Below are 18,341 nucleotides of genomic sequence, written 5' to 3'. Positions count from 1 at the left end.
ATCTCTGCGGTTTCAAGTTTTCCAAAAAACTCCTCAGTTGAATTAAAGTTTGTGGCGGGTGCCCGCAAAAGGCATCCTCTGCCTTAAACCTCATCGCCCCAACCCCGAAGGACCCAGCCTATGAGCGCAAATGCCAGTCCCCCCTCCAGCGGATATCTCACCACGCATGTCTTAGACACCGCGCGTGGGTGCCCAGCAGAAGGGATCCCGATTTCACTTTATCGCGTGTCCGGCAATTCACACAAAAAGATTGCTCAGACAGTGACCAATAAGGACGGGCGCACCGATACCCCGATTCTGGACGCTGCACATTTCAAGACCGGCACTTATGAGCTGATCTTCTTTACGGGAGACTATTTACGGGCCACCGGTCAAACCAGCGAAGATCTCCTGTTTCTGGATCAGATCCCTATTCGGTTTGGCCTTGCAGACGGCACCGCACATTATCACGTACCTCTTTTGCTGTCGCCGTTTGGCTATTCCACCTACCGGGGCAGCTAAAACACAACCGCCCGTGCAGTGCACGGGCCCGGCCCAAGGCTGTAATCTGTCGCGCAAAAGCGCGGCTTATTCAGGCGCGGGAGCCCCCCTTTAAGACCTCTTGTGCCAATGTTTCTGATGCGCTGACGCTCTCCCGCATCCTTTGCGCAACATAATCCATAAACAAACGCGCCTTGGGGTCTTGGTGTCGACGGTGCGCATAAAGACATGCCATCTGTACCGGCACAGGCGGCGTGTCACAACCAACAGGCACCAAACGCCCCGCAGCCAGATCCTCAGCAACTTCAAAGACTGGCTTTAGCGCAATCCCTTCGCCAGCCAAAGCCCAATCCGTCAGCACCGCGCCATCATCACATTCATGGCGCCCTTTGACGGCAAATCTTTCCGCCCCCTCCTGTGTCTGTAGCAGCCACTGAAATTCACGCGCGCCCGGAAATCGCAGGTTCAGGCAATTGTGCCCCTGCTGCAGCAGGTCCTCGCCCGTTTGCGGCAGGCCCATCCGTTCAATATAAGAGGGCGCCGCACATAAAACGCGCTGACATTCTGCGATCTTGCGCATCTTCAGCGTGCTATCGGCGGGCTGTTCCAGAATAAACGCGAGATCCAGACCTTCGCCTGTCAAGTCAACCGCACGGTCCGACAGGCGCAAACGCACGGACATTTCAGGATATTTTGACAGGAAACTTGCCACCGCCGGCGCAATCAGCCGCCGCCCCACCCCAAGCGGCGCCGCCACAAAGAGATCTCCGCGCGGCGTCTCAGTCAGATCCATCACCTGCGCCTCTGCCGCTTCTACAGCTTCCAGAACCGCCAAAGCGCCGGGATAAAACGCGCGCCCCTGTTCTGTCGCAGACAGATTACGCGTGGTGCGTTGGAACAGGCGCGTGCCCAGATGGTCCTCTAACTGCGAAATACGCGCTGATGTGACCGCTGGCGAGATCCGCAAATCGCGCCCTGCAGCAGACATCGAGCCAAGCTCGTAAACACGCACAAAGGTGCGAATGGTGTCGAGATAAGACATTTTTCTAGTTTTTTTGATACTGTTGATTTTTGAATGGGAATACCGAACAATCCACGCTTTGCCTAGAGTGGCCGGAATGGAATGCAAGTCCACCAATAGGAGACATTTGTAATGTGGGATCTAACCCTTTGGTGGGAATGGCTGAACCTTGCCGCGCGGTGGTTGCATGTGATCACAGCCATTGCCTGGATTGGCTCCTCTTTCTATTTTATTGCACTGGACCTTGGCCTCAACCGCGAGATTCCTGGCCCCGCCGACGGTGAAGAATGGCAGGTTCATGGTGGTGGATTTTATCACATCCAGAAATATCTGGTCGCCCCAGAGCGCATGCCAGAACATTTGACCTGGTTCAAATGGGAGAGCTACGCAACATGGCTATCGGGCTTTGCGCTTTTGAGCATTTTATATTGGGCACAAGGGGAGCTTTATCTGATCGATCAATCCAAAGTCGATCTGGATGTCTACGAAGGGGCGTTATTATCGGCCGCTGTCCTCGCAGGCGGCTGGCTGGTCTATAATACACTGTGTCAGTCCCGGCTGGCCCAGCGTCCTACCCTGCTTATGTGCCTATTGTTTTTAATATTGGTGGCAATGGGTTACGGTCTTAGCCACGTGTTCACTGGCCGCGCCATGATGCTGCATCTGGGTGCTTTCACCGCCACGCTCATGAGCGGCAATGTCTTTTTTATTATCATTCCCAATCAGAAAATCGTGGTGGCCGACTTGAAAGCAGGACGCAAGCCCGATCCGAAATACGGCAAAATCGCAAAACTGCGTTCGACACATAATAACTATCTGACGCTACCAGTCATCTTTCTGATGCTGTCCAACCACTACCCGTTGGCCTTTGCCAGTCACTATAATTGGCTGATTGCCGCCCTTGTCTTTTTGATGGGTGTCAGCATTCGCCACTATTTCAACACGATGCATGCAAAAGCAGGTGCGCCGCGTTGGACATGGGGCGTAACGATTGCGCTCTTCCTCGCAATCATCATGCTGTCTGCGGCCGGGCGGGAAACCGAAGGCGATGATCCACCCCTAAGCGGCGCAGCCCTTGCGCTTGCACAATCCCCCGGATTTGACGCGGTTCAGAAAACGATTGCGGGCAATTGCAGCATGTGTCATGCGCGTGAGCCACTGTTTGATGGTATTCGGCGCGCGCCCAAGGGAATTTTGTTGGAAACACCTGAGGATATTGCGCGCAACGGGCGCGCAATCTACCTGCAGTCAGGAGTCACAACGGCAATGCCGCCTGCCAATATTACCTATATGGAACCAGACGCGCGGGCCGTTATCCGAAGCTGGTATCGCAATGCAGATCTGCAGGGATTGGAAAAACTCTAGCGGCACAGTTGAATTGTGATCTGACCCGCATTGCAATTCCCCTGCGCATTCACAACAGTGGTCCGGCCATACATGCGACGACCGGAGATCTGTTGCCCCCATGATACGTGTTTTACCCAGATCAGGATTTCGGGGCAGCTCTTGTCACATCAAACAAAAGGTCCTGTTTTGTACATGGTGCATTGCTGTCGGGATTGGGCTTGCGCTGTCTGCAGCTACATCAGGTGCGGCACAGAGCCAAACAGATGAAAAACAAGAACAACCCGCCGCGCTGCTGAACTGGGAATTCGAAACGCCGGAAATATCAGAGGATTTACGGGGCCGCTTGCTGCAGGCCTCAGCCTTAAACACAACGCGGCGACGGCCTTCGCCGGGGGCGCAAGATATTCTGGCAGCAGCCCTCGCAGATTATCGCAGTTTTGTCCAAGTCCTTTATGACGCCGGATATTTCGGCCCAAGTGTCACAATACGCCTCAACGGGCGTGAAGCGGCAACGATTAATCCGCTTACGCTGCCAGAACGTTTCTCAAACATTGATGTGCAGATTAAATCTGGTGCTCAATTTACGCTTGGTCAGGCAAGACTTGCACCGTTGCCAGAGGCAGGCGCAGACGAGATACCAGAAGGGTTTCGCACTGGTGCCCCTGCGACCACCGGCATTTTACGCGATGCCGCAGCAGCCGGGGTTACAGTCTGGCGCGAGGCTGGCCACGCAAAAGCTGCAGTCAGCAACCAGCGCATCACCGCGCAGCACCGCGCGGCGACACTAAACGCTGATATCCAGCTGCAACCCGGACCGCTGCTAACCTTTGGAGAGCTGCGGATTGCAGGCAAAAGCGATGTTCGCCCGGATGCGATCAAACGTATTGCAGGCCTGCCATCCGGGTCGCAGTTTCATCCCGCAGACCTTGCGGCATCTGCTGAACGCCTGCGTCGCAGTGGGGCCTTTTCCGCTGTTGTGTTGCGCGAAGCCGAAACCATCGGCCCATCCCAAACACTTAACATTACCGCTGATGTTGAAGATCTGCCAAAACGTCGTCTCACGTTTGGGGCAGAACTCAATTCGTCTGACGGAATTGAATTAAGCACCAGCTGGATGCACAGAAATCTTTTTGGCGGCGCGGAAAGACTGCGTATTGAAGCCCTCGTCGGCGGGATCGGCGGGGCATCAGATCTGGATGGACGTTTAAGCCTGCGCCTTGACCGCCCCGCCACCTTTGGCCCTGACGACAACTTGTTTTATCTGGCAGAATTTGAACGGCTGGATGAAGAACATTATAGCGCCACACAGGGTGTGCTGTCCGTTGGCGTTCGGCGTATTTACTCGGACGAATTGATTGGTGAAGCCTCAGTCGGTTTTGCCAATGTGCTGGCAAATGATGCCTTTGGCAGACGCCGTTTTCAATTTGCTCTCGCGCGGGTTCGTGCAGAGCATGACAAACGCGACAGTGTGGTCAACGCCACATCAGGTCATTTCCTAGCGCTGCAGGCACAACCGTTTATTGGTATTGATGATGGTGCATCCGGGGTGCAACTGCAGGCCGACGGGCGCATTTATCGACGATTAGATACCGACGGGCGCTTTGTTTTTGCCAGCCGATTACAGATCGGGTCAGTGGTTGGCCCGTCCCTTTCTGAACTTTCGCCAACGCTGGGCTTTTTTTCCGGAGGGGCCGGCAGTGTGCGTGGCCATGAATTCCAATCGCTTGGCGTGCCGGTAGGCGATGATACGGCTGGGGGACGCAGCTTTTTGTCTCTAGCGACCGAGCTGCGCGCCAAAGTTGGTGAACGGATTTCACTTGTGGGGTTTTATGATATTGGTCTTGTTGACAGTTCAAGCTTGATAGGCTCCGGCTCTGCGAGCCAATCGGGCGTTGGTCTGGGCCTGCGGTACGACCTTGCAGGGATTGGCCCGTTACGTCTGGATCTTGCCCTACCTGTAGATGGCGGCACAGAAGATGGGCTACAATTCTACATCGGTATCGGACAGGCCTTCTAATGCAACTTATCCGCCTCCTTCTGCTTTTCGTATTGCTTGCCCCGCTCCCGCTTTGGGCACAACAGCGGATCTCGACCGAGGAAAGCGGCGGCTTTCTTGTCGACTTTTTGGAAGAGCAGCTGTCCGGCGACAATCGTGCAATTCGCGTCGAAGGGCTGAGTGGAGGCTTTTCCTCGAAGGCCGAATTAAAGCGTCTGACCATCGCGGATGACAAGGGTGTCTGGCTGGAGATTGAAGAGGCGACCTTGGATTGGACCCGCAGCGCTCTGTTGCGCGGCGCGCTCTCGATCAACCAGCTGAGCGCCCGCCGGATTGCAGTTTTACGCGCGCCAGAACCTGCGCCTGTTGATCCAGAATTACCCGCGCCCGAAACCGCCCCGTTTCGTTTGCCGGATTTGCCTGTTTCAATCCTGTTGAATGAACTTCGTGCCGAAGAGATTGAATTGGGGGAAAGCCTACTAGGCCAACAGGCGCGTCTACGTGTGGATGGGCGGATTGAATTGGCGGACGGGACATTATCGATGGATCTGTCGGGCCTGCGCCTTGATCGCCAGGGCGACCAACTGACGCTGAAGGTTGGGTTTGACAATGAAACCGAAGAGCTTGCGCTTGATCTCAGCCTTGATGAGCAGGCAGGCGGGCTGATTGGACGGCTGCTGGAGCTTCCGGGGGGCCCATCCTTGCAGCTTAACGCAGAAGGTTCAGGCCCGTTAAGGGATTTCACAGCTGACCTTGGGTTTGCGACCGATGGCATAGAACGCCTATCAGGTCAGGTTCGTCTGGAAGGTGCAGATCCGACAACAAGCACCACAGGCCTGGTCTTTCGCGCCGATCTGAACGGGAATATTGACCCTTTGCTACCGGAACGGTTTCACCCGTTTTTTGGACCGGGCCTACGCTTGCGTGTCAAAGGGGAGACGTTTGAAAATGATGGGTTGGCGTTGCATTCTTTGGCGCTCACCAGCCGAGCTTTACGACTGTCCGGATCGTTGATGATGCGTGCAGGCGCGCTTGAAACGGCCAATCTGCGCAGCACGATCACCGCAGCCGATCCAACATCCCGCGTGATCCTGCCGATCCCCGGAGAAGAAATTTCGATAAAGGGGATGTCACTGCAGGCGCAAAAGCCCAAAGGGCGCGATTGGAACATTGCGGCCCGCATAGGTGAATTTGCCCATCCGCAGATTGCTATCGCTGATCTTTCTTTCAAGACACTCGGCACCTTAGAGCAATCCCTTTTTGATCTAGTCGCAGACGTCAATTTGACCGCCAAGGGCGTGCAACCCAATGATCCAAACCTGCGCGTTGCATTGGGGCCTGAAATTGTAGCCCAGACACGCCTAGAGCTTTCATCCGAAAACGCCCGTGCGACACAATTGCAGGTGAAAGGCGACGGCTATCAGCTGTCTGGAGAAATGGAGTTTGAGGGCCTGCAAGATGGTCTGAAGGTTATTGCTGACCTTAAAACGGACTTGAACGATCTGGCGCAGTTTGAAGCTTTGGCAGGTGTCCCGCTGGGCGGTTCTGTCATTGGCACAGCACAGGGCAGCTTTACCCCGCTCACCGGGGGATTTGATGTGGTCAGTACGCTCACCGCACAAGATCTGCGACTTGGACAAGCGCAACTTGATCCGCTTTTGGTTGGAACGTCAAATTTGACTCTTAGCGCGCGCCGGGATGTTGATGGTCTTGTGTTAGAACAGCTGTCGTTGTCGTCTTCTGCGTTTCAGTCGGACACCTCTGGCAGGCTAGACAGCCAAAATGGCCAGCTCTCACTCACCGCTAGATTGAACGATCTTGCAACGGTTGTTGCAGGCATAAGTGGACCAGTCACGCTGGCAGCTGACATACAGAAAAAGGGCACGACCGTGTCAGGCAACGCAGACCTGCAAGGCCCTTTATCGACGACAGCGCGCATATCTGGTGAGATGCAAGAAGATGGCTCAGCTGACGTGCAATTCTCCTCCAGACTGGGTGAATTACAGGGCCTCATCCCGGAACTTGCAGGCGTGGTCACCGCAGAAGGCCGTGCCTCGCGATCAGAGGGGATCTGGCAAATCAACAGCAACGCCACCGGTCCGGCGGCGCTCACTGCGGCAATCAGCGGCAGCTGGGACGAAGCAACTGCGCGCGCTGATCTTGCCGCGCAAGGTGCTGTACAGATGAGTGTTGTAAACCCATTCCTGAAACCCAACCTGCTTGACGGGCAAGGCCGGTTTAATCTCTCACTTTCTGGGCCACCCAGCCTTGATGCATTGCGTGGCACTGTTCAGCTTGCGGACACACGGCTGGTTCTACCCAGTGCAGGACAAGAGCTGCGCAATATCGCTGCTACCGTCACACTGAATGGTGCAGGGGCAGATATACAGGCAAGGGCGCAACCCCGCTCCGGTGGCAAGATCAACATTCGTGGTCCCATCGCAATCCAGCCCCCCTTTGACGGAGCACTCACGATTGATCTTGCGGATGTGGTGCTCAGCGACAATCTAATCTACGAAACTAAACTGTCTGGTGACCTGTCCCTGACTGGAGCACTGGTGCAAGCGCCCCAGTTAAGTGGCACAATCGACGTGCAAGAGACCACCTTGAACCTTGCCTCTGCCGGTGGGGCGGTTGGTGCAGCACCTATTCCGTTGATCCAGCATCAAAATGAACCAAGAGCGGTCCGCCAGACACGCCAGCACGCAGGTTTGCTGAATACTTCATCAGGAAGCTCTGCCAATCTTGCGTTGGATCTGCTGATCCGTGCCCCAAATCGTATTTTCGCCCGCGGCCGTGGTCTTCGTGCTGAACTTGGCGGAGAGCTGCGCCTGCGCGGTACCAGCGCGGATCCGGTGCCATCAGGCCAGATCGGATTGTTGCGCGGCACTTTTGATATTTTAGGACGCCGCCTGTCTTTGGATGACGGGCAAATCACGCTGCTGGGCAGCCTGATCCCCTATCTGTCGTTCACCGCCTCCACCACCACCGAACAGGGCAGCGCGAGTTTGATGCTACAAGGGCCCGCAAATGCGCCCACCATCGAGGTCACATCAGAACCCAATCGCCCCAGCGAAGAAGCGCTTGCGCTCTTGCTGTTTGGCGACAATATTCAGGATATCTCTCCCCTTGCGCTTGCCCGTCTTGCCGCATCCGTGGCGCGTCTTAGCGGACGCAGCGATGGTGTGTCAGACTCTTTACGTGACAGCACCGGCGCAGAGACCGTTGATGTTGGTGTGGACAATCTAGGCGCTGGCGAACTAGGGTTAGGCGGATATATTTCGCAAAATGTGTATACTGATCTGAATGTGAACACACGAGGCGAGAGCGAGCTGTCGATCAATCTGGATCTTTCTCCCAGTGTAACCGTCACCGGAACTGCAGACAGTGCAGGAGAAACCGGTGTCGGGTTGTTTTTTAAACGCGATTATTGACCCAAACACATGATTTTAAAGAAGCCATGTTAAACATCCCATTCGACAAAGCCCCCCCGCCCGCCGCCGTTGACGCGGTGGTCATTGGTCGCAATGAAGGGCCACGCCTTGTCGCTTGCCTGACATCCCTGCAAGGACAGGTGCGCCGTATCGTCTATGTCGACAGCGGCTCTTCGGATGGGTCTGTCACCCGCGCCCGTGATCTGGGAGCTGAGATCATTGAGCTGGACACCTCTGTGCCGTTCACTGCTGCGCGGGCCCGCAATGCGGGTTTGGCCCTCCTCACAGGTGATGGCTTTGTGCAATTCGTGGACGGGGACTGTGTGGTCAATCGCAAGTGGATCAAATCTGCCCGCGACTATTTGACCGATCATCCAAAGGCAGCTGTCGTCTGCGGGCGCAGGCGCGAACGACACCCCGGCGCGAGCCTTTATAATGGCCTCTGTGATCTTGAATGGGACACGCCGATTGGCGAGGCCAAGGCCTGTGGCGGGGATGCTTTAATGCGCCTTTCGGCGGTGAAAGAGGTTGGCGGTTATCGAGAAACGCTGATCGCAGGAGAAGAGCCTGAACTTTGCGTGCGGCTGCGCCAAAAGGGCTGGTCGGTCTGGCGTATGGACGCAGAGATGACGCTGCACGATGCCCAAATGACGCGGTTTAGCCAATGGTGGCGGCGCAGTCGCCGGGCTGGTCATGCATTTGCAGAAGGGGCAGCGCTGCATGGCGCACCGCCAGAACGCCATTGGGTAAAAGAAACATATCGTGCGCTTTTATGGGGCGCGGCCTTGCCGATTGGCGTCATAGCGTCAGGCTTTTTCTTCCCGTGGCTGTGGCTTGCGGCACTGCTGTATCCCATTCAATATCTCAGGCTCTGGCGCAAAATGGGCGCAACAGCTGCTCTTTTCAGTATGATTGGCAAGTTTGCCGAAGCGCAGGGCGCCTTAGAGTATCACGTTAATCGCCGGCAGGGCCGCGCGCGGGAGATTTTGGAGTATAAGAATTAGGATCACGTCTTAGCTTACAGGCATCCACAACAAGACGCGGCAAAATGGCAATACATTTGAGATATCGCGGTCCAAGGCGCAGTGGGCTACTCAGCGCGCGCCAAAGCCATTCCAATGCAAGCCGCCTGACCCAAAGTGGAGCACGGCGTTGGTGGCCACCAAAAAAATCCAGACCTGCGCCGACCGAGGCAAATCCGACATGCGGCGCACGTTCGCGTCCACGTTGGGCGATACGTTCCTGTTTGGGCGCACCAAGCGCTAGAAAACACAAACCAATATTCCGCGCTGCAAGCTCATCTAAGATCTCGCTGACCTCAACGCTTTCAGGATCCAAACGCCCCGGCGCATGTGTCCAGGCCACGTTTAACCCCGGCACCCGCGCAGCCAGGATACGCTCAGCATCTGCAAGCGCTGTTTGGGTGCTGCCAACAAAGGCCACGGAAACACCAGCAGCAGCGGCCCAACGACACAGAGGTTCGACCATATCAGACCCCGGCATAAGCTCCACAGGACATCCCGCAAGCTTTGACAGCCAAACAATGGGGCGCCCATCAGCAACAACAAGATCCTGCGAAAGATAGGTCGACAAGTAGCTGTCTGAGGCCGACAGCTTCACCAGATGGTCCAGATTGATCGTGGCCAAAGAGAAGCCAGCGCGCGCCTTGAAGCGATCAATGACTTCTTGCTGCAAAGCATCATAGGTTGCGAAATTCACATATACGCTGCGTTTACCAAAGCAAAATTGCACGTTGCCCACTCCTTAACGCCCCACGCTTAACCACTTCACGCCAAAATGAGGCCTTAATAGGACAACACAAAGGTGACGCATTCACAAAGCCAATTAAGTATGGTTCGTGACAGATACGAGAAACTGGATAAATTAACAGATGACAAAGATACGCCTGTAGCGCATGCCAAATTCGCTCGCATATCTGATGCTGATGATCTGGCCATTGGTCAGCGTCGTTATCTATCGCCGCTTTCCCTTGGAGCGCGCGATTTTGTGGTGCCTTATCGCTGGCTATCTGCTGCTGCCCCCTGTGGCTGAATTTGATCTGCCGTTGGTTCCAGATATGGATAAGGCCTCGATCCCGTCAATCATGGCTTTCTTGCTATGCGTTTTCATGATGAAGAAATCAGTGCCTTTGCGGCCGCGTCACCCGGTCGCCGTGGTTTTGATGCTGCTGTTTCTGGTCAGTGTAATCCCAACAGTTATCACCAATCGGGATCCTTTGATTTTTCAGGTCTTGGCAGGCAGTGATCCAATTGTCTTCATCACGGATATGATCCCCGGAATGAAGATGCGCGATCTGGGCTCTGTCATGATCAATCAGGTAATCCTGATGCTGCCCTTCCTTTTGGCACGCCGCTATCTTTCAAGCACCGAAGCCCAAAAGGAATTGATCCTGACTTTGGTCACGGCAACCCTGCTCTACTCCCTGCTTGGACTGGTCGAAGTCCGGCTCAGCCCGCAAGTGAACACCTGGGTCTATGGCTTTTTCCAACACGATTTCAGCCAGACCATCCGCCAAGGGGGCTATCGCCCGCTCGTCTTTTTAGAGCACCCCCTGTGGTATGCGCTGTTCATCGTCTATGGCCTGCTTTGCGCCACTGCCCTGCTGCGCGAAGCAAGCGGCACGGAACGCACGCGCAAAGGCATGGTGTTCGCCTATCTCTTGGTATTCCTCTACCTATGCAAAAGTTTGGCGGCGCAACTTTATGCGATCTGTTTTATACCGGTGCTCCTCTGGGCGCCTCTGCGCTGGCAACTTAGGCTTGCATTATTACTTGGCGCAATCGCGGTTATCTATCCAATGTTGCGCAATCTGGACATGATCCCGACAGACGCAATCGTGGCCTATGCAGAAAGCTACAGCGCGGATCGGGCACAATCACTGGGGTACCGGTTTGACAATGAAGAACTTATGCTGTCTCGCGCGGCGGAAAAGCCCATCTTTGGCTGGGGAGAATGGGGGCGCAATCTGGTGCGCGATCCAGAAACCGCCTTTATCGTCTCGGTCCCCGATGGCCGCTGGATTATCGTTTTTGGCTCCTTTGGCTGGCTTGGCTATATCGCCGAGATGGGGCTTTTAACCTTCCCGCTGCTTTTGCTGTGGCAACAGGTGCGGCGCCATGATCCCACAACTTTGTCACCCTATCTGGGGGCCATTGTTCTGATCTTGGCCGCAACGCTGATCGATATGTTGCTGAATGCAACGCTGATACCACTGACATGGCTTTGTGCGGGATCGATTCTTGGGTATGCAGAACGCTTGAAATATCCCGATCTGTTCCAAAAGCGGCGCGCCTTATTTGACGGAAAACAAGCAATTGGGCTGCCTAAAGCGGCAGATCAGCCGCGCAGCCTCATGTAGCGCCTTATTTTCTTCACGTTTTCGGCCCGGTTTGGCACAATACGTCCCTATCGGTGTCGCAAAAGTTTCCTAAGCCCTAAGTTGGGGATTTTGAGGGGTAAGTTGGTTTGTTAAACGAACGACACGAAAAAGAGCTGGCATTTGCGCATAATGCTTGGCCGTTTATCTTTTCAGAACACACGCAATCCGCCTTTTGCAAGGCTCTGCCTCTTTGCGCCTCCGCTCTTCTTCCCTCCACTGATACTGGAATGCAGTCATGACAGCAGACAAAACCACAACGCACGGGTCTGGTGACATTGCCATCGTTGGCCTTTCGGTTGCTGTTCCCGGTGCAGACAGCGCCGCGACCTATTGGGACAATCTCAAGAACGGTATCGGCTCCATTGAAACACTGGACAAAGAGATTTTAGCGGCCAGCGGAGAACGTGCGGCCCTGTTGGCCGATCCCAACTATGTCCCGGCTGCTGCACGTCTTGAGGGATTTGATACTTTTGATGCAGATTTCTTCGGCTTTTCTCCAAAAGAAGCCGCCATTTTAGACCCGCAACACCGCAAATTCCTTGAGGTGGCATGGGAGGCCATGGAACAGGCCGGACACCCGCCTGAAAGTCTTGGCGGACGTGTTGGCGTCTATGCAGGTTGCGGCATGGGCAGCTATTTCTATTTCAACATCTGTTCAAACCCTGACATGGTTGATGATGTGGGCATGTTCCTGCTGCGCCACACGGGCAATGACAAGGATTTCCTGACCACGCGGGTCAGCCACGTCTTTGATCTGCAGGGGCCATCCGTCAATGTTCAAACTGCCTGTTCAACCTCGCTTGTGGCTGTGCATTACGCCTGCAAAGCGCTGAACGACCAGGAATGCGATATGGCGCTTGCTGGTGGGGTCACAATTGAGCTGCCGCAAGATCGTGGATACCTTTACAAAGAAAACGAAATCCTGTCGCCTGATGGGCAGTGCCATGCCTTTGATCACCGGGCGCAGGGGACCGTTTTTGGCTCAGGCGCCGGTGCTGTTGCACTGCGCCGTTTGGAAGATGCGATTGCGGATGGCGATCACATCTGGGCCGTCATCAAAGGATCTGCCATCAACAATGATGGGGCTGACAAAGCTGGATATCTTGCGCCATCAGTGGGTGGTCAGGTCAAGGCAGTGCAAGCAGCCTTAAAGGCTGCAGATGTCACACCTGACACGATCGACCATGTCGAATGCCATGGCACCGGAACCTACCTTGGGGATCCAATTGAAATTTCAGCTCTTACGGATGCCTATCGCGCGACCACATCCGATGTGGGGTATTGCAAGGTGGGGTCTGTCAAAACCAATATTGGCCATCTGGACACCGCAGCCGGGATTGCAGGTCTTGCCAAAACGGCCCTTGCACTAAAACACAAAGCCTTGCCCCCGTCGCTAGGGTATGAAGCGCCAAACCCTGCCATTGATTTTGAGACATCCCCCTTTAAAGTGAATGACCGCCTGCAGCCGTGGATCTCACACAAGGGGCCACGTCGTGGAGCCGTGAATGCGCTTGGCGTTGGGGGCACCAATGCCCATGCCATTTTGGAAGAAGCACCAGATCGCAGCCCCTCTGAAGAAAGTGATTTCCCCTTTCATATCTTGTGCCTGTCAGCGCAGTCCAAAGCCGCGCTTGAGGCTAACACCACTGCCCTTGCGACCCATTTGCGCCAAAATCCGGATCTGGATCTGGCAGATGTGGCCTTTACCCTGAAAGAGGGGCGTCGCGGTTTCGCCAAACGTCGTGTCGTGGTCGCCGAAACGGCAGTTGAAGCTGCAGCAGCACTAAAGGAGCTAAATCCACGCGAAGTCTTTACCCATGACCATCTGGGCCCAAACCCTGATGTGGTGTTTATGTTCCCGGGTGGTGGTGCGCAATACGCTGGGATGGCGCAGGATCTTTATGAAACAGAACCTGTCTTTGCTGAATGGATGGACCGGGGCCTGAACCATCTGCAACCGCAACTGGATTACGATATCCGTGCGCTTTGGTTACCTGAAGACGGTGGCGCAGAGGCCGCAAACAAAGCTTTGCAAAAACCATCCGCGCAATTGCCGTTGATCATGATTGTGGAATACGCCCTTGCACAGCTTTGGATGAGCTGGGGCGTAAAGCCTGCAGCCCTTGTTGGCCACTCCATGGGGGAGAACACAGCTGCCTGTCTGGCCGGGGTGCTGTCCTTTGAAGACTGTATAGATCTGGTCCTGCTGCGTGGGCGTTTGTTTGACAAAATGCCCGCAGGTGGGATGCTGTCGATCTCACTTTCGCTGCCCGAAGTTGAGGCCATGATTGGCGATGATCTGGATATTGCCAGCGTCAACGCACCGGGGCTTACGGCTGTGTCAGGGCCTCAAGCCGCGCTGGATGCGCTTTCTAAGGTTCTGACAACACAAGAGATAGACCATCAGCGTATCAACATCGATATTGCAGCCCATAGTCGTATGTTGGATGTCATTCTGGAGGAATACGGCACTTTCCTGCGGCGTCTGAACTTGCAAGCGCCAAACCTGCCCATTCAGTCCAACCGAACGGGCGCGGTGCTGAGCGATACAGAGGCAACAGACCCCGACTATTGGGTCGCCCAGTTGCGCAACACCGTGTTGTTTGCTGATTGTATTGAAGCGCTTTCGACCACAAAGGGGCGGGTATACTTGGAAGTTGGCCCCGGAAAAGCGCTCAGCTCACTGGCGCAAATGGCGCCTTCGGTCAATTCCGGTCAAGTCCTGTCCTCACTGCGTCATCCCGATCAAGACATCATGGATGATAGCTATTTCTTTGGTATGATCGGGCGCCTATGGGCCTGCGGCGTAGAAGCCGACTGGAGCCAAATCTGGGGAGAGGCCAAGCGTCATCGGCTGCCATTGCCCACCTATGCCTTTCAGCGCAGCCGCTACTTTATCGAACCAGGAGCGCAAAAAGATCGCCCCGAAGACACTCTGCCCGCACGCCATGAAGACATCACAGATTGGGGGTATCGCCCCAGCTGGCGACCGGCGCTGGCAGATTGTGAAATTGATATCGCGACGGAATTGGGCGACGTTGCACACACTTGGCTGATCTTTGAAGATGATCTGGGGCACGCCAATGCGGTAACACAACGTCTGCGCGCGGCAGGCCACCCTGTGATCACAGTCCAGCCAGGCGATACCTATGCTCAGATCAGTGAAAACCAATTTATTCTGGCTCCGGAACAAGGCCGTTTTGGCTATGATGCGCTTTTTGCGGATCTTGCAGAGGCAAGATGCCTGCCGGATCGCATCGCGCATTTCTGGCTGGTGACAGACGCAGAAACCTTCCGCCCCGGTTCCTCTTTCTTTGATCGCAACCTTGAGATGGGGTTTTACGGTCTGACCGCTTTGGGGCAGGCGCTAGGGAATGCAGAGTTGTCACATCCGGTCCATCTCAGCGTCTTTACCACTGGCGCAGCACAAACCCGAGACGAGCCCCTGTTGCACCCTGAGAAATCGATGATTTCTGGCCCATTGGGTGTGATGCCGCGCGAGTTGCCGGATGTCACGTGCAGCCAGATCGATATTGAACTGCCCCCCGCCCCCGCTATGTGGCAGATTCTGCGCGGAGAACGCAGCGATGAGATCACCGAACGTCTGTTAGAAGAGCTTTATGCTGAAACACCTGCTGCGCGCGCGGTATGGCGAGGCGCACAGCGGTTTGAGCAAGGGTGGCGCCCACGCCCTCTGCCAAAAGACATCGCACCGCAGTTCAAACAGCAAGGCACGTATCTGATCACAGGTGGTTTTGGTGGCATTGGTCGGACCCTCGCGGCACACCTTATGGAAACCTACAACGCCAATGTCGTATTGGTGTCGCGTGATGGGCTTCCTTTGGAGGAAAACTGGGACGCTTATCTGGCAAGCCATGGCCAAGCGAATAAAACGGCCCAGCGCATCAAAGCGATGCGAGCCCTTGAAGAGATTGGAAAAGGCACCGTTGCGCAATACGCCGCAGATGTCTGCAACATTGGGCAGATGCGTAATGTCAAAGAGGCCGTTGAAGCCCGTTTTGGAAAACTCACCGGTCTGATCCACAGTGCTGGCCATATTGATGACACGCCGCTCCTCGCCAAAACCGAAGAGCAAATGGCACAGGTTCTTGCGCCAAAGGTGAATGGTCTGCGTGTGTTGGACGATTTGTTTGAAGATGGCAGTTTAGAATTGCTGCTGCTGTGTTCCTCTTCATCGACAGCAACGCATCCGGCAGGGCAAGCCGACTATATCGCGGCAAACGACTACCTGAACGCCTGGGCGCAATCACGTTCAAACAAAAGCACCCGTGTGATGGCAATCGACTGGGGGATCTGGAGTGATGTCGGCATGGCCTCGGATGCGATGACCGCACGCCTTGGGACACAAAGCCCTGCTGCACTTGAAACATGCGATATGGCATTGCTGGATGAACGCGGCTTTGATGCGCTTGGAAATCGATACTATCGGACCACGTTTAGTGGGACAGACTGGATAATCGACGAACATCGAACACGGTCGGGTGTTGCGCTGTTGCCGGGCACCGGAATGATCACGCTCATCTCAGAGGCGCTACGTGATTTTGGCATTGAGACTGGCTTCTCATTGAGTGATCTCTACTTCCTGCGTGCTTTCGTGGTGCCAGAGGGGGAAAGCCGTGAACTGATCTTGCGGTTTGAAGATGCCGCAAACGGATATGCCGTGGGCCTGTTTGGCAAAGCCAGCGATGGCTATCAACGCATCGCAGAGGCACAGATCACGCTCAACATCCCCAACACACCAAAACCTGTTGATCTGACCGAAGTGTCCACGCGGTGCCCCGTGGTGCAGGCACCGGTGGCGGGCCGTCTGACCTCACCCCAAGAGGCGCATCTTGCATTCGGCCCGCGTTGGCACGTTCTGACACATTGCGCGCGAGGCACCGAAGAAGGGCTTGCCCGACTGGCGCTTTCCAAAACTGCGAAAGAGGACGCTTGCCTGTTGCACCCTGGATTAATGGATCTTGCAACAGGCTGGGCGTTGGATCTGGTTCCGGGATACAATACAAAATCGCTCTGGGTGCCAGTGTCATACGGTGACATCCGTGTCTTTGGCCCCCTTGAAGCAGAAATCTGCAGTCATATGCGGCTGGTAGACAGCCAAGAAGGTGAATTTGCGCAGTTTGACATCTCGCTCTGTGCAGCAGATGGCCGTGTTCTGGTTGAGATCGAAACCTTCCAGATGAAGCGCCTTGCAGAGGGCTTTGCGCTTGCACAGGATGCAAGTGCTGACACCACAGCCGCAGAGATTGGCCTTGCGGAACCCGGACATGTGCCCCCCCTATCTGCGGACGAACAAAGGCTGCAATACAACCTGCAAAACGGTATTCGCGCCACAGAAGGCCCAAAAGCGCTGGAGCGTGCGCTGGCCACGGGGCGCGCGCAGGTCTTGGTATCATCCCTTGATCTTGACGCAATGATTGCACAAGCGGGGCAAAGCACACACGCGGAAAGTAAGCAGCAAAGCTTTGAGCGCCCGCAGCTGGACGCGGCCTTTGTTGCGCCACGCACTCCAGTTGAGGAGGTTCTTGCCGAGCTGTTCTCGTCCCTATTAGGCGTGTCGAAAATCGGGGTGGACGACAGTTTCTTTGATCTGGGGGGACACTCGCTTGTTGCTGTGCGCCTGTTCGCACAGATCAAGCGGCGACTGGATGTGGAATTCCCCATGTCCGTCTTATTTGAGGCTCCCACCGTTGCCGCCCTTGCGAAGAAAATCGAAGCCCATGGCCCAAAACCCGTACTGCAAGACGCGGGCACAGACCAAACAGCAACACAGGAAGAAGAAGCGCACAAACATCTTGTGTTGCTTCATCCTGGAAATGGTCGGGGAACAACGCCCTTTTTCCTTGTCGCGGGCATGTTTGGGAATGTCTTAAACCTGCGCCATCTTGCACTTTTGCTTGGAAAAGACCGCCCCATCTATGGCATTCAGGCCAAAGGATTGATCGGCGAAGACACCCCGCATGATAGCCTAACTGAAGCCGCGACGGATTATCTGGCTGAAATTCAACAGGTTCAACCTGAGGGTCCATATCTGTTGGGTGGGTTCTCTGGCGGTGGGTTAACAGCCTATGAAATGGCCCAGCAGCTAGAGGCGCAGGGCAACAAAACAGCTGCTTTAATCCTCTTGGACACCCCGCTTCCGCTGCGTCCAGAACTAACGAAGCAAGACAAAGCACTCATCAAACTGCAAGAAATCCGCAGCAAAGGGCCCGCCTATTTTGCACAATGGGCCCGCAACCGAATTGTGTGGGAGATTGAAAAGCGCCGAGACAAGCCCGCTGAAACGGGGGAAAAACCCGCGTTCAACAATCGCAAGATTGAACTGGCCTTCCGCGCAGCGCTTGAGAGCTATGAGCTGCGCCCTTGGAATGGCTCGATGACGTTGCTGCGTCCGCCCTTGGATCATTCTTGGAAGGTATCGGGCGGTCAATGGATCAGCCAAGCGCGGGAATATGTATTTGCAGACAACGATTGGACCCGCTGGGCGCCAAACGTCGAAGTCATTGAGGTGCCCGGAAACCATGACAGTATGGTTCTTGTTCCCAATGTGAGCGTATTGGCATCAGAGGTGAAACATATTCTGGACCACGCAGAACAGCCTATAGAAGATCATAGCCAAACCGCGACCGCGGCGGAGTAACA

Annotated in this window: 9 protein-coding genes; 7 read left to right on the top strand and 2 right to left on the bottom strand. The window is 55.2% G+C overall.

Features of this window, described 5'->3' with window-relative positions; all coding sequences use genetic code 11:
* Positions 1-120 precede the first annotated feature (120 nt).
* Positions 121-501, top strand: coding sequence for a hydroxyisourate hydrolase (uraH, locus tag BLP79_RS01770; protein ID WP_090215260.1), 381 nt, complete (start codon positions 121-123; stop codon positions 499-501).
* A gap of 70 nt (positions 502-571) precedes the next feature.
* Here uraH and BLP79_RS01765 read toward each other — a convergent pair whose 3' ends face one another.
* Positions 572-1,522 (bottom strand): LysR family transcriptional regulator, encoded by a 951-nt coding sequence (locus tag BLP79_RS01765; protein WP_090215257.1) that lies wholly within the window; start codon positions 1,520-1,522, stop codon positions 572-574.
* Between the two features lie 111 nt (positions 1,523-1,633).
* Here BLP79_RS01765 and BLP79_RS01760 point away from each other — a divergent pair, with 111 nt between their 5' ends.
* From BLP79_RS01760 to BLP79_RS01745, 4 genes are all read left to right on the top strand, one after another.
* Positions 1,634-2,866 carry a urate hydroxylase PuuD gene (locus BLP79_RS01760; RefSeq protein WP_090215255.1) on the top strand — a complete coding sequence of 411 codons (1,233 nt, stop codon included), beginning with the start codon at positions 1,634-1,636 and terminating at the stop codon, positions 2,864-2,866.
* A 100-nt stretch (positions 2,867-2,966) separates the two neighbouring features.
* The gene (locus BLP79_RS01755; RefSeq protein WP_090215252.1) at positions 2,967-4,865 is read left to right on the top strand and encodes an autotransporter assembly complex protein TamA; all 1,899 of its coding nucleotides are present in this window, start codon (positions 2,967-2,969) and stop codon (positions 4,863-4,865) included.
* Positions 4,865-8,278, top strand: coding sequence for a translocation/assembly module TamB domain-containing protein (locus BLP79_RS01750; protein ID WP_090215248.1), 3,414 nt, complete (start codon positions 4,865-4,867; stop codon positions 8,276-8,278). Before BLP79_RS01755 ends, BLP79_RS01750 begins: the two co-directional genes overlap by 1 nt.
* Before the next feature lie 26 nt (positions 8,279-8,304).
* The gene (locus BLP79_RS01745) at positions 8,305-9,282 is read left to right on the top strand and encodes a glycosyltransferase family 2 protein (RefSeq protein WP_090215698.1); all 978 of its coding nucleotides are present in this window, start codon (positions 8,305-8,307) and stop codon (positions 9,280-9,282) included.
* Here the strand turns inward: BLP79_RS01745 and BLP79_RS01740 are convergent.
* Entirely contained in the window at positions 9,233-10,030 is a 798-nt protein-coding gene (locus BLP79_RS01740; RefSeq protein ID WP_090215245.1) for a WecB/TagA/CpsF family glycosyltransferase, read from the bottom strand. The two genes, BLP79_RS01745 and BLP79_RS01740, sit on opposite strands and share 50 nt — an antisense overlap.
* 163 nt (positions 10,031-10,193) lie before the next feature.
* Between BLP79_RS01740 and BLP79_RS01735 the strand changes: the two genes are divergently transcribed.
* Positions 10,194-11,657 (top strand): hypothetical protein, encoded by a 1,464-nt coding sequence (locus BLP79_RS01735; RefSeq protein ID WP_090215244.1) that lies wholly within the window; start codon positions 10,194-10,196, stop codon positions 11,655-11,657.
* A gap of 256 nt (positions 11,658-11,913) precedes the next feature.
* Entirely contained in the window at positions 11,914-18,339 is a 6,426-nt protein-coding gene (locus tag BLP79_RS01730) for a type I polyketide synthase (RefSeq protein ID WP_090215241.1), read from the top strand.
* Positions 18,340-18,341 lie beyond the last annotated feature (2 nt).

Origin of the sequence: Epibacterium ulvae, from assembly GCF_900102795.1 — a bacterium.
Lineage (GTDB): Bacteria > Pseudomonadota > Alphaproteobacteria > Rhodobacterales > Rhodobacteraceae > Epibacterium > Epibacterium ulvae.
This window is presented reverse-complemented; position numbering and strand designations above follow the sequence as displayed.